Raw genomic sequence first — 12,564 nt, 5'->3', positions numbered from 1 at the left:
GTGGAGGATTGCTCTACGCGACCGTTATTTCTTCTGAAGTGAGTAGATCGCAGATTGTTGATTGAAAAGCTTCGTCGATCAGCGTCTGGTAGTGGCGGTAGCGCTGAATGCGTTTGGCACGCATTTGATTCAGTCTCTTGCGTTGACGCTTTGGCGACAATTCAGATAACGAGAGTTCGTTTTTGAGAGCGATCAGACGCATGGCACTTGCCCAGTCGCTGGTGACCAGTGTTGAGCACAGCATCACATGGTCTTTGAAGTCATGCATGGCCTGAATCTCCCGGTGTGAGCCGAGTGGACTGGCGATGGCGCTAAGTCCAAGGCAAGCAGCATCCAGCACTGGGATTCCGAATCCTTCGATCAGGGACGGGCTGAGAAGAGCAAGAGCATTCAGATAGAGCTGTCGTTTCGTGGCTTCGTCCACATATCCCGTAAAAATCACACTCTTGTGTTTTGCAGCCACACTTCGAACCGCTTCGCTGTATTCATCATTCTGAGGTTTGCCGGTGATGCAGAACCGAATATTTTTTTGCTCAAGGTCCGACTCCATGAATGCTTTGAGTGCGAACAAGAGATTCTTGTGCGGTACAACCGACGAGTTGAACAAGAAGTAGCTGCATGGTTTGAGAGCATGCAATTGGCTTTGATTGCTCGACAGCACGCGCACTTGTCGGGTGCGGGCTTCCCAGTCAAGGCAATCTCCCGGGAATTGCAGCGAGGGAGACTGTGTCACGACGCGTTGCAACCGATTCGGATTCGACAGCGTCCCAAGGATGCTTAGTTCATAGTGTTGCCTTGCGTCCTCAGACACGAAGAATCGCCTAGCTGGCCCTGCCGCCTGCAGCCTGCGTGTGAAGCAGGGCAGGTGATCGCGGGTACGCTGATAATCAAGGGGAATCAGGTCGTGAACTGTTTGAACAAACAGACGGGTATTCACAGGCTTGATGTTCAACGGACTTGTGGTGATGAGCCCATCGAATCCCCGCAGATCGATGTGTAAGGTGTGGGGGTGCTTTCGTTTGGCTAATTCGATCGAATTTAGAAAGCAGTTGTTGGCACAGATCAAGCCGTCGATTTCACTCAGATAGGACAGTCGTTCACAACGCTGGTAGGGACTGTTGATTAGTTCAGAGCGTGGTAACAATTGCAATTCTTGACGTGTGATCCATCGTTTTGGAAAGAGTTTTTGCTTTAGGCGGTGGATCTGTTTGAGTGTATTAAGGATTTGCTTGGTCAATGGGAGCAGTTGAAGCAGCTTAATCAGGAGGCCTGATTCATCATCCATTGATTCTGCACTGTTCAGAGTGTCCAGGATTCGTGCGGCTCTGATGCGTTTTTGAACGTTTTTTGGAAGCTGTGCTTTCGCAATATCTTGCATGGGAGCCTGGAATCCCGTCAGTAGCCATATTTCGGCTCCGGATTCTTTCAGGGCTCGCAGCAGTCCTTTGCTAAAAACAGCAATGCCGCGATGCTCTTGCTGCTCAAATTCATATCCACTGACGACCAGGCGAAGCCCTTTCAGAGGGCGTGTCATTGATGATCTCCGGGTAGGAGTTCCAGGTCTTGCTTCAGTCGCAATCGCTTTTCGGGTAAATCAAACAATACTTGTTTCCCTTCTTGCTCAAGGTCTCGGGTGTTCACCATGTTGTCATAGAACTGGCGTTGCTTAAAAAACTCGGCCTTCTGGGCTTTAAGTCTCGGGAGCTCATTGCGAACCGGGTCTCTGAGGGTTTGTAATTCTCGTTGTTGCTGTTCTAGAAGCACTCTCAATTAATCGGCGCACGCCTGATTGAGAAGTTTTTCTGTCCATGCTCTAAGCCTGAGCAAGTCTTCGCTGTTTTGTTCTTGGTCAGGTTGTTGACTGCGGGTTGTACCCCACTCATGGATTGCTGTTGCCTGATTGCACTTCAACACCACTTGGTTTAGGAACTGCTGAATATCAAGGCAGAGCTTGACATCTTCATCGCAGATGTGGTGGCGAGTGTGGAGGGGATGTTTCAGAAATGCTCCGCGCCGGATCCCCTGCAAGGCTCCTGTGACAGCTGCCAGCGGGCTCCTCGGGCTCGACCTGGGTTTAGATGATTCGACCAGTCGATCGAGAGGGTGATAAATGGAATCTTGGCTGTCGAACTGAATCCCTGCCTGGGTGAGTAGTCCGTTTTTATCGCGCAGCCTTGTACCGACCAGAGCCACATTTGGTTGGTTTGCAAACACGGCGATGATCTCATCGACGCAGCCTGGATATATGAATAGGTCGTCTTTCGCAAAAATTAACACATCTCCTGTCGCTTTGTTGGCCAATCCATTCATGTTGCCGGAGAAATGAAATGACTTGCTCTATGTTGGGTAACGTGGCAGTCGTAGCGGTTGGTGTGATTAAGACGCTGCTCATCGTCCTTGGACCCATTCCAGAAGCAGAGGATTTCAGCTTTATGGGCAGGCGTAAAGTTTGACGCTTGATTTAGCCCTGAACAAAGCCTGTTCCCCAGGTCGGCCGTGAGTGATAACGCCAGAATCGAGAGATGCACGTACCTGAACGGTGGATTGCTGACGATATCAAGTACTCATGAGTTTCGATCGCGGCAGCTCTTCAACGTTGTAGAGCAGGTCTGGCTCCGCTGTGGTGAGGTGCTCTTTGCGTTCGGTCAGTGGGTTGGTGTTTAAGCCATCGAGTGAGGGCAGATTCAACATCACTTGTTTTCTGATCAGCGGGAACGGTTGACAATCAATGTCCCTGGCTGGATGAGCGACTGGCGGAAGCGTTTGCGGTGGTGCGCGAAGCGGGCAAATGGGTGCTCGGTATGCGCCACTTTGATGTGCAGCTAAGCGGCGGCATGGTGCCGAACGAGGGCAAGACCCTGGTGGCTACGGTTCCCAGTTTTCACAATGCCTTGATGGACCGTGGCGTTCACGTGTTGACGTGAAAGATTATTTTACTCGCAGTGATGCGGTGTGGGTGGGCCAGGTGCACCGCTTCCTGGGCTTGTCGGTAGGTTTGACCCTGCAAGGGACATGGCGCTGGCGGAATGGTGCAGCAATCACGGCTGTGACATCCCTATGCCTCTAACTGAGAGCTGGGATTTGCTTCCCTTGTCGCGTGCAGGCCTTGCTGTGGCACGGTCGTTGAACGTTGAGGCTCAGATCGCGCACATTGATGCTCAACAATCGCCGCAGAGTGTGTGCAGCGGTTGAGATGGTGACATTGTTCAATCAATGCGTTGTGCCATGGGGTGACTTGAAGACACAAAAACTGCCTGCGATGGACATCGACATCACAGGCAGTGGGTTTCCCAAATTTTGTTGTCGACGAACCGGCTTAGACGATGTTGAGGTTGTTGATCACTACCACCACATCATCAAAGTCAGAGTCGCCAGCATTGCGTTGATCTTCAAACCCGAAGGTGTTGCCACCCAGCAGGCGGATATGGTCTGTTCCGTTGTCAGCGTTGAGGCTGGCTGGTGCAACATAGAGGTTGTTGAAGTTCGAAGCGACATCGCTCAAAGTGCCGTTTCTGACCAGGAAGGGCAGGAGAACTGCATCGTTGAAGTCGATGTTGCCACTGATCGTCGCTTCAGAAGTATCGAGGCCGCCACTGTTGTTGTTGGCAATTTGCCCGGAGAACAAAGTGTTGTTGACGACTGCATCGAGATACGTTGAACGATCGCCCTCGAGTGTTGCCACTTCTTCTCCGGTCAAGGGATCAAGAACGCTCCCAGCGCGATTGGCGAGATAGAAGCCCACTTGATTGTCGAAGGCTGCTTCACGGAATAGGGTCGCATCCAGCTGCAGTGTGAAGTCTCCACTGGGATTAGCCAAGTCAGACAAGTCGATGGCTTCAGCGGTTTCACCCAAGAGCGTCAACTCTTCGGTCGTGCTGGAAAGAAGATCGGTTGTTGTGGTAACCGCAATACCATCGCCATTTAATTCAAATTCTCCATCATCTACTGCTGTTGCTGTGAGGAAGTTCAGATCCCCTGTGATGCTATCGCGTAGGGCAAAGTTGTAGCTGTCTGCCTCCAGATTTTCTGTTGATGAGTAGTCAAAGTCGAAGCCAGCCGGTGTGCCTGAGGCTGTTCCCAATGTCGAGAGGATGATTGATCGGCTTTCTCCCCTAGTGGTGGAGACTGCGACCAAATCTTGCGTTGCCGCGGCATTGGCATTGGCACGAATTGTGAAATTGAAGTCACCCCCCCGGGTCACTGCCACAACACTTCCATTGTCGTTGCTTGAAATCTCACCCACGACTGGTTCGGCATTATCCAGAACGGTGTCGTCCCGGAATGCCAGGTTTTGAATGCGCTCATCGAGGGCTGGACCAACGTCTTCCTGGTTGAAAGCGGTTTCTGCTGTGGCGAAGTTATCGAGAAGAAACTCGGCCAGAGCATCCTGCTCAGTGCCGTCATCGGCAAAGGTGGCATCACCGGTGCGAACTCCCTCTTGCTCCAGGAAGACAGGATTCACCCGTGCTGCAATGGCAGGATCGTCAATGTTGGGGAATGGATAGCCATCACCACCACCGATGAATGCACCGGTTTCTTCATCGAATCGTGGTTCGGCCAGGAAGTTCAGAGTGACGGTCCGGAATTCCTGGTTGGGATCACCGACAAGTGCACCATCGCGTACGAGTTCAGCAATGAGATTGTTGTCGCTGTCAACAATTGCGGCGCTCTGAATTTTGCTTCCTGCTGGAGCGTCTTGATCAAAGGAGAACTTGACACCTGATATCTGTGGGAACTGTCCACCAATCTCAGGAAGGATGGAAACGCCGTAATCGAGAAGATCCACCAGTTCCTGCTTCGTCAGTGTCAGGAGGGTGAGCCCGTTATTGAAGGCGAGGGTTGCAGCAATGTCGTTTTCGCTGATACCGCCCTCAGGCTTCACTACGTTTCCATTGCTATCGACGATTTCCGGATTGGGAGTTCGTACGAAAGCGCCCCCACCTGCTGGCACAACTGATTCGCCGATGGAGGCGCGAATGCCGCCGCCATTTTTGAGGGAGACAACAACGGTTTCATCCAACTCTTGTGCAGCGGCCAGATTGGCATCGGCGGTGAGATTGCCGAGGTTGGTTTCCTGGGTGCGGACTCCGTCGGTGTTGTCGGCGGTGAAATCACCAGAGCGGTTGCCGTTTAGGAAAACATCAGCATTGCCGAGAACATTGGATTCTGAAAGAATGATCTGTTCTTCGATGGTATCGACAATCTCCTGAATGCCAGGATCGACCAGATCTTCGGCGCCCAAATCGGCAACGCCTTGTGCATCAGTGGCATAGGCACCGGACACCTCGGGGTTGTAGCTCTCAGGAATGATGTTGCCATCGGCATCGAATTCAAGAACTAAACGTCCGAGGTACTTGTAACTGCCGTCAGTATTGACTAATGCGGTTTGCGTTCCACCAGCATTGGTGATGAAGGTGGGGTACTCGCCTTGGCTGGTGTCACCTTCGCGAATGCGATCGTTGTTATCAAAGAGGCGAGTATTGGATCCACCGGCAACAATGATGTCAACATCTGTCAGCCGTTCTGCAATGGCCTGCTCGATGCTGATTTGCTGGAAGTGTGACAGCAGCACAACCTTGTTCAAGCCGGGATTGGCTGCCAGCAACTCATCAACGCCGGCTTGAATTACAGCGGCCAGAGCATCCAACTGTTCGGGCGTTGGATTGGTGTCAAAACCACCAGGGCTGATGGCTAGATCTCCTGGGCTGGAAATAGATGCAAGGGTGGGTGTGATGGCGCCAATGACACCGACTTGCTCACCGTTGACATCAAACACCACCGAGGATGTGACGGTGCGTGGGATTGGTGCCTGTCCAGCGGCGACTTCAAGGGGTGCCAGATTGATATCGGTGCTGAAGTCCAGATTGGTGGCCAGGTATGTGAAGTCTGCTCCGGCGTAATCAGCACCCAGAATCTCGCCGGGTGCTGAACCATCGATCAGGCCTGCCAGATTGGCCGTGCCATCATCAAATTCGTGATTGCCGAGTGCACTGGCTTGAATGCCGAGCAGATTTTGAATGGTGATGCTGGCGATGCCACTGGAACCGAAAGCGGCTTCCGAGGCGCTGTAGAAGTTCCCGGGGATGAAGATATCTCCAGAGGAAAGAACCAGAGTGTTGTCTTCAATGCCGTCATTGCCGAGATCTTGATTTCTCAAGGCATTCAGGACCGCCGATGCACCTGTGATATCAGTCAGGCCTCCAACATTGAGAGGCTCTTGATCGCCCAGGTGAAACAACTCAAAGGTGAAATTTTCTTCAACGGCGTGGGATCCTGTCTCGGAAGCCATGAAAGAATTAATTCGATAACATATTTAACCTAAAATTGAGAGTCTGATTTGCGGCTAAGGCTGGTTTAAAGTTTTTTTGTCCTTTTTTATCATTGAGATAATCAATTAATAACGTGTGTCTTGCGCTACATCATTACTTTTCTTTTGTCTTGATTCTCTTCTTTTATTTTTTTCAAAAGTGATCGAATTAATGCAGATTTAGTTTTCAAGTTCAAGTGCGTATTTTGCTTGGCTCGTGCTGAAGACAACGTTTTAATTCCGAGAAGCTTTTTGGCAGAGCTGTGAGGAATGTCTGATTGATCATTTGCCTGCGATCCCGAAGGGTGCTCACCCTTCGTTAATAGGTCCGATTGATCCGTCGCCTCGATCGATGCTGCTTCTGGCTGTCATGAGTGCCGGTGTAGCGCTTGCCTGAAGCCTCTGCAGAGGTTCGGGCACCTGTCTTTGTAGGGATGCAGCCAGTGGTACGGATCGCCGGCGCATCGCCCCTTGGCGGCCTCAGTAGGCTGTCCCCCAGTTGATTTAGCGCTTTCCATGCTCAAGCTGCTGCTGGGTGACCCCAATGCCCGCAAGCTGAAGCGCTATCAGCCGATCGTGTCCGATATCAACCTCCTCGAAGAGGAGGTGGCTCCTCTAAGCGACGAGGACCTGCGCCGGCGTACCGCCGAGTTCCGTCAGCGCCTTGATAACGCCGGAAGCCTCGAAAATCAGCGACCCGTGCTTGATGAGTTGCTGCCGGAGGCCTTCGCTGTGGTGCGAGAAGCTGGCAAGCGAGTGCTGGGCATGCGCCACTTTGATGTGCAGTTGATCGGCGGCATGGTGCTGCATGAGGGGCAAATCGCTGAGATGAAAACCGGCGAAGGCAAGACGCTGGTTGCCACGCTGCCCAGCTTCCTCAATGCCCTGACCGGTCGCGGTGTCCATGTGGTGACCGTGAACGATTACTTGGCACGCCGTGATGCGGAGTGGATGGGGCAGGTGCATCGTTTCCTCGGCCTCTCCGTGGGTCTGATCCAGCAGGACATGACCCCCGCCGAGCGTCGCCGTAATTACGGATGCGACATCACCTATGCCACCAACTCAGAGCTCGGGTTCGACTACCTGCGCGACAACATGGCTGCTGACATCAATGAGGTGGTGCAGCGGCAGTTCCAGTACTGCGTGATCGATGAAGTCGATTCGATCCTGATTGATGAAGCCCGAACGCCACTGATTATTTCTGGTCAGGTGGAGCGGCCTCAAGAGAAGTATCAGAAGGCGGCGGAAGTGGCTGCAGCACTCACCCGGGCGGCCGAGATGGGCAAGGACGGGATCGATCCCGAGGGTGATTACGAAGTGGATGAAAAGCAGCGCAGCTGCACCCTTACTGATGAGGGCTTTGCCAAGGCTGAGCAGATGATCGGTGTGGCCGATCTTTATGACCCTCAGGATCCCTGGGCCCACTACATCACCAACGCCCTCAAGGCCAAGGATCTGTTCACCCGCGATGTGAACTACATCGTGCGCGACGGCGAAGCGGTCATCGTCGATGAGTTCACCGGCCGCGTCATGCCAGGACGCCGCTGGAGCGATGGCCAGCACCAGGCGATCGAGGCCAAGGAGGCCCTGCCGATTCAGCCCGAAACCCAGACCCTGGCGTCCATCACCTACCAGAACTTCTTCCTGCTCTACCCCCGCCTCGCCGGGATGACCGGCACGGCCAAAACAGAGGAAACCGAGTTTGAGAAGACGTACAAACTCGAAACAACCATCGTGCCCACCAACCGGGTCCGGGCCCGGCAGGACTGGGTGGACCAGGTGTACAAAACGGAAGAGGCCAAGTGGCGAGCCGTGGCCAAGGAAACCGCCGAGGTGCACCAGCAGGGCCGGCCAGTGCTGGTGGGTACCACCAGTGTGGAGAAGAGTGAGCTACTCAGTGCCCTTCTGGCAGAAGAGAACATTCCTCACAACCTCCTTAATGCCAAACCCGAGAATGTGGAGCGGGAAGCCGAAATCGTGGCTCAGGCCGGACGCTCCGGGGCGGTGACCATCGCCACCAACATGGCGGGTCGTGGCACCGACATCATCCTTGGTGGCAACAGCGATTACATGGCTCGCTTGAAACTGCGCGAGGTGTTGCTGTCTCGGTTGGTGCGTCCGGAGGAGGGCCATCGTCCGCCCGTGCCTCTGCAACGCAGCGGCGCTGAGGGTGGTGGAGGTTTTGCTGCCAAGGCAGCCCCCGCCAGTGGCCCCCATGGCCATGCCCCCAGCGAAGCCCGTGCCATCGGCAGCCTCTATCCCTGCCAGCTCACTGAGGGCACTGATCAGGCTCTGGCCGATTTGGCCAGGGATCTGGTGAAGGCCTGGGGTGACCGGGCACTCACGGTGATTGAACTGGAAGATCACATCGCTACGGCGGCGGAGAAGGCCCCCACCGACGATCCTGCGATTGCGGCTCTGCGCGCGGCCATCGCCCGGGTGAAGGGGGAATACGACGAGGTGGTGAAGCAGGAAGAACAACGGGTGCGGGAGGCCGGTGGTCTGCACGTGATCGGCACCGAGCGCCATGAATCCCGTCGGGTGGATAACCAATTGCGTGGTCGGGCCGGGCGTCAGGGAGACCCTGGCTCCACCCGCTTCTTCCTCTCCCTGGGCGACAACCTCCTGCGCATTTTTGGTGGGGACCGGGTGGCCGGACTGATGAATGCCTTCCGGGTCGAGGAAGACATGCCAATCGAATCGGGCATGCTCACCCGCTCCCTGGAGGGGGCTCAGAAGAAGGTCGAGACGTATTACTACGACATTCGTAAACAGGTGTTCGAGTACGACGAGGTGATGAACAATCAGCGCAAGGCTGTTTACACCGAACGGCGCCGGGTGCTGGAGGGTCGCGAACTGAAGAAGCAGGTGATTGGCTACGGCGAGCGCACTATGAACGAGATCGTTGAGGCCTATGTGAATCCGGACCTGCCTCCAGAGGAATGGGATGTGACCCAGCTGGTGAGCAAGGTGCAGGAGTTCGTGTATCTGCTCGACGACCTCCAGCCTGATCAGCTCCAGGGATTGTCGATGGAGGAGCTCAAAGCTTTTCTGCAGGAGCAATTGCGTAATGCTTATGACCTCAAGGAAGGCCAGATTGAACAGCAGCGTCCTGGCCTGATGCGTGAAGCTGAGCGCTTCTTCATCCTTCAGCAGATTGATACCCTCTGGCGCGAGCATCTTCAATCGATGGATGCCCTGCGTGAGTCAGTGGGCCTGCGTGGTTATGGCCAGAAAGACCCCCTGATCGAATACAAGAACGAGGGCTATGACATGTTCCTCGACATGATGACCAACATGCGCCGCAACGTGATCTATTCGATGTTCATGTTCCAGCCTGCGAAGCCACAGTCAGTGTCCGAAGCAATCGCTTAGTGCGATTGCTTGTGAGATCTGTTCAGCCAATGTGATGCTGAGCGTATGAGCTCAACGGCTTTTCGCCTGTACCTCGTTCTCGAATGTTGCAACTCCTGGTGCAGTCTTTGGTTTTCGAGGTTTAAACGTTCTAAATGAATAGTTTTTATTTCAGAAATCTTATTAGCAGGAAAAATTATATTTAATTCATCTAAGTTTGCCGCAAAATGCGTTTTGAATTCATTGGCAATGTCTTGGATTTCTTGTTTCGATTTCGATGCATTCTGGCAAAAATCGTAAAGAGTTATGCAGCTTTCGCGTAGTGAATTCGAAGCACGATCTGACAGAAGCTGGTCCGGTCTGGATCGGATGAGGTCTCCGACGAACTTTTGCTCGAGCTCTTGTTCGATCGCCCAGTCTGGAATTGTGGCCGTGCTGGCCACGGCATTGCTCAATCTCTGAGAGCTTTCTTTTGGATAATGCCTTAAAAATGCGAAGCTGAGAACGTCGTTTGGCAGGCTTCTGCAGCTATTGAATAGATGATGGTTGTAGCACATCCAGAGTGCTAAAGCGCGGTCGGAATGCATCCCGTCTCTGGCCAGGAGTGAGTTGGCCACTGCGAAGGGATGTCTGATAATGGCTATCGATGGAACTTCCTTGAGCAGGAGATGGAAATAGGCTTCTCTTGTTAGACATAAGCGCGGATCTTTGTCAATCCAATTGCTTTTGAGTGCCCATGGCCTCAGCGTTTGTCGCGTTTCATTCAGTGATAGATAGTGTTCGAGATCGGTCCAGTCGGGAGTGAGTAGGAATGGGTGATTCCAGCTTGCATTCGTGATTGTCAGTAATCGTTCGTTGAGGTCAACGATGGCAACGCTTTCATGGTGGCCTTCTGGATTGTCGATATTTGATTCAATGGTTTGTTGTGCGGTTCTAGCTTCTTCAGTGTTATGACGCTCAAGTGCTGATTTGAGTATGTTTGTGAGCAGAGAAGTGCCCGATCGATGGCAGCCTAAAATAAACATTCTCGGTCAATAAGTTGAATTTGATTGGTCGCCAATGAATTCGAGAATTTCTCGATCTTTGAGGCTCTGAGCCTCGCCGCATCGCTTGTCAATGATCGGCTCTCCCTTGATCGTGGCGATGGCTCGGAGATGGTCTTGCAAGTTGCGTACCTGTCCTTCCAGTTGGTCAATGCGCTCCATCAGGTTGCGAATCACATTGGCTTCGGCATCCGGAAGGGCGGAGTGGGCCAATGGATTGATCCTTACGCCACTCTGATGGACGACCCTTCCTGGAACTCCCACAACGGTGCAGTCGGCTTCCACGTCGCGGACAACGACGGACCCAGCGCCGATTCTGGTGTTGGGGCCGACTGAGATTGCCCCCAAAACTTTGGCGCCTGCCCCCACAACCACGTTGGTGGCAAGAGTGGGATGACGTTTGCCGTGCTCCTTGCCAGTTCCACCAAGGGTCACCCCCTGGTAGAGCAGGCAGCGATCACCCACTTCGGCAGTCTCGCCAATCACCACGCCCATGCCGTGGTCGATGAACACGCCATGGCCAATTCTGGCGCCCGGATGGATCTCCACACCGGTGAGATTGCGTCCCATTTGGCTGAGCAGCCGGGCCGCCAGTTTCAGGGGCAGCTTGGAGCGCCAGAGCCTGTGGCTTAACCGGTGCAAGCTCAGGGCTTGAAAGCCTGGATAGCAGAGGAGGATCTCCAGGGGGCCACGGGCTGCTGGATCCCGTTCACGAATGATCGCCAGGTCGGCGCGGATGTGGTTCAACATGCCTGCTCGCCGCGCCCTCAGCGCTCGTGGGCGTCATTTTGGCAGTTGGTCTTCATCAAGCGGTTTGCAGACCGATTTCCTTGCGCAGCAATTCGATCGTGTCGCCGCTCAGGTAACTCTCGGCGCAGTGCACCTGGGGCATGCGCATCAGTTGGGAGCGATTCTGGCGCAGGCTTTGCTCAACGAGTGGCAGGCTGGGCTTATCGCAGAGCACATGGCTGGAGGCCCGCAGCAGAGCCAGCAAGCGGCTGCCCACGTCTGGAGTGGCGGTCATCAGCAGCAGTTCGTTGCCGCGCATGCTGTGCAGGATGACTTCGGCGGCCCGCAGGATGCCTGGGCTGATGCTGACCAGGCCCACGCAGCTTCCCTGCCGTAACTCTTTCAACATCGCTAGTTCGGCCCGGAAGTCGTTGAGGTCCACCGCCACGGCGCGCACTCCGTGTCGCTTGGCGAGTTCTTCCACGGGCTGGAGGAAATAGCGGCTGGTCACGACCGTGCCATTGCTGGCGCTATCCAGGACGCTCTCCAGTTCCTCCATTGGCACCACCTCCACCGGCACATCCAGGCTTGGCTCGAGTTCCTCAGCGATCAGCATTGAGGCGCCGATGTCCTCCCGAGGAGTGCTGACCAAGACCCGGGCACCACAGCGCAACCTCCAGTCGATCTCGCGGGTGAGCAGATCCCGGGTCTGCTGAAGGGTGCATCCGGCGTTCAGCAGTCCGTCAACGCATTTGCGCACCTCCCGGTCGAGGTCTGTCACCCCGCGGTTGCGTGGCGTCATCGGCGTGCGGATCTCCCGGGGTTTCTGCTGGTCGCGCACGTAGATGCCCGAGCCGGCCATGGCTTCCACCACTCCATCGGTTTCCAGCTGGCGATACACCTTGCTGATGGTGTTGCGGTGCAGTCCGGTCTGCATCGCCAGTTGGCGGGTGCTTGGTAGGCGATGTCCCGGCGGATAGTGCCGGGCGGCAATGGCAAAGCAGATCTGGTTGTAGAGCTGGGTCGATGCCGGTATGTCGCTTTCCTGTTGGATGTGGAATCGCACGCCGGTGGGCCAGGTCTGAATGCGGCCACCTTAAGGACAGGATGGCCTGGTGACAATTGTCCGGG

Annotated in this window: 7 protein-coding genes and 2 pseudogenes; 2 read left to right on the top strand and 7 right to left on the bottom strand. The window is 54.5% G+C overall.

Annotated features, from left to right (window positions below):
* Window positions 1–13: 13 nt before the first annotated feature.
* From ACLM45_RS08880 to ACLM45_RS08870, 3 genes and pseudogenes are all read right to left on the bottom strand, one after another.
* On the bottom strand, window positions 14–1,378 hold the full coding sequence (locus tag ACLM45_RS08880) for a glycosyltransferase (protein WP_415408842.1): 1,365 nt from the start codon (window positions 1,376–1,378) through the stop codon (window positions 14–16).
* 392 nt (window positions 1,379–1,770) lie between these two features.
* Window positions 1,771–2,313, bottom strand: a pseudogene (locus ACLM45_RS08875) (hypothetical protein); the annotation flags it as partial.
* A gap of 243 nt (window positions 2,314–2,556) precedes the next feature.
* A complete protein-coding gene (locus ACLM45_RS08870; protein WP_415408841.1) occupies window positions 2,557–2,691 on the bottom strand; it encodes a hypothetical protein in 135 nt (44 codons plus the stop codon).
* Between the two features lie 47 nt (window positions 2,692–2,738).
* Between ACLM45_RS08870 and secA (ACLM45_RS08865) the strand changes: the two are divergent.
* Window positions 2,739–3,054, top strand: a pseudogene (gene secA / locus ACLM45_RS08865) (preprotein translocase subunit SecA); the annotation flags it as partial.
* A gap of 262 nt (window positions 3,055–3,316) precedes the next feature.
* Here the strand turns inward: secA (ACLM45_RS08865) and ACLM45_RS08860 are convergent.
* Window positions 3,317–6,289 carry a 5'-nucleotidase C-terminal domain-containing protein gene (locus ACLM45_RS08860; protein WP_415408840.1) on the bottom strand — a complete coding sequence of 991 codons (2,973 nt, stop codon included), beginning with the start codon at window positions 6,287–6,289 and terminating at the stop codon, window positions 3,317–3,319.
* A 534-nt stretch (window positions 6,290–6,823) separates the two neighbouring features.
* Here ACLM45_RS08860 and secA (ACLM45_RS08855) point away from each other — a divergent pair.
* Entirely contained in the window at window positions 6,824–9,682 is a 2,859-nt protein-coding gene (gene secA, locus ACLM45_RS08855; protein WP_006042587.1) for a preprotein translocase subunit SecA, read from the top strand.
* On the opposite strand, the gene ACLM45_RS08850 is transcribed toward secA (ACLM45_RS08855), so the two are convergent.
* From ACLM45_RS08850 to ACLM45_RS08840, 3 genes are read right to left on the bottom strand one after another with little or no spacing between them, the layout of a single operon-like run.
* The gene (locus ACLM45_RS08850; protein ID WP_415408839.1) at window positions 9,679–10,686 is read right to left on the bottom strand and encodes a hypothetical protein; all 1,008 of its coding nucleotides are present in this window, start codon (window positions 10,684–10,686) and stop codon (window positions 9,679–9,681) included. The genes secA (ACLM45_RS08855) and ACLM45_RS08850 overlap by 4 nt on opposite strands.
* Before the next feature lie 6 nt (window positions 10,687–10,692).
* On the bottom strand, window positions 10,693–11,454 hold the full coding sequence (gene cysE, locus ACLM45_RS08845) for a serine O-acetyltransferase (protein WP_006042585.1): 762 nt from the start codon (window positions 11,452–11,454) through the stop codon (window positions 10,693–10,695).
* 55 nt (window positions 11,455–11,509) lie between these two features.
* The gene (locus ACLM45_RS08840) at window positions 11,510–12,499 is read right to left on the bottom strand and encodes a GntR family transcriptional regulator (RefSeq protein ID WP_413331159.1); all 990 of its coding nucleotides are present in this window, start codon (window positions 12,497–12,499) and stop codon (window positions 11,510–11,512) included.
* Window positions 12,500–12,564: the final 65 nt, after the last annotated feature.

The organism is Synechococcus sp. A10-1-5-9 (assembly GCF_047716785.1).
GTDB lineage: Bacteria > Cyanobacteriota > Cyanobacteriia > PCC-6307 > Cyanobiaceae > Synechococcus_C.
Note: the sequence above shows the minus strand (reverse complement) of the source record. Positions and strands in the feature narration are given on the sequence as shown.

Coding starts and splice junctions, on each gene's coding strand:
- ACLM45_RS08850 (WP_415408839.1), bottom strand. CDS start 10,686: ATGTTTATTTTAGGCTGCCATCGATCGGGCACTTCTCTGCTCACAAAC.
- ACLM45_RS08860 (WP_415408840.1), bottom strand. CDS start 6,289: ATGGCTTCCGAGACAGGATCCCACGCCGTTGAAGAAAATTTCACCTTT.
- cysE (WP_006042585.1), bottom strand. CDS start 11,454: ATGTTGAACCACATCCGCGCCGACCTGGCGATCATTCGTGAACGGGAT.
- secA (WP_006042587.1), top strand. CDS start 6,824: ATGCTCAAGCTGCTGCTGGGTGACCCCAATGCCCGCAAGCTGAAGCGC.
- ACLM45_RS08880 (WP_415408842.1), bottom strand. CDS start 1,378: ATGCAAGATATTGCGAAAGCACAGCTTCCAAAAAACGTTCAAAAACGC.
- ACLM45_RS08870 (WP_415408841.1), bottom strand. CDS start 2,691: ATGTTGAATCTGCCCTCACTCGATGGCTTAAACACCAACCCACTGACC.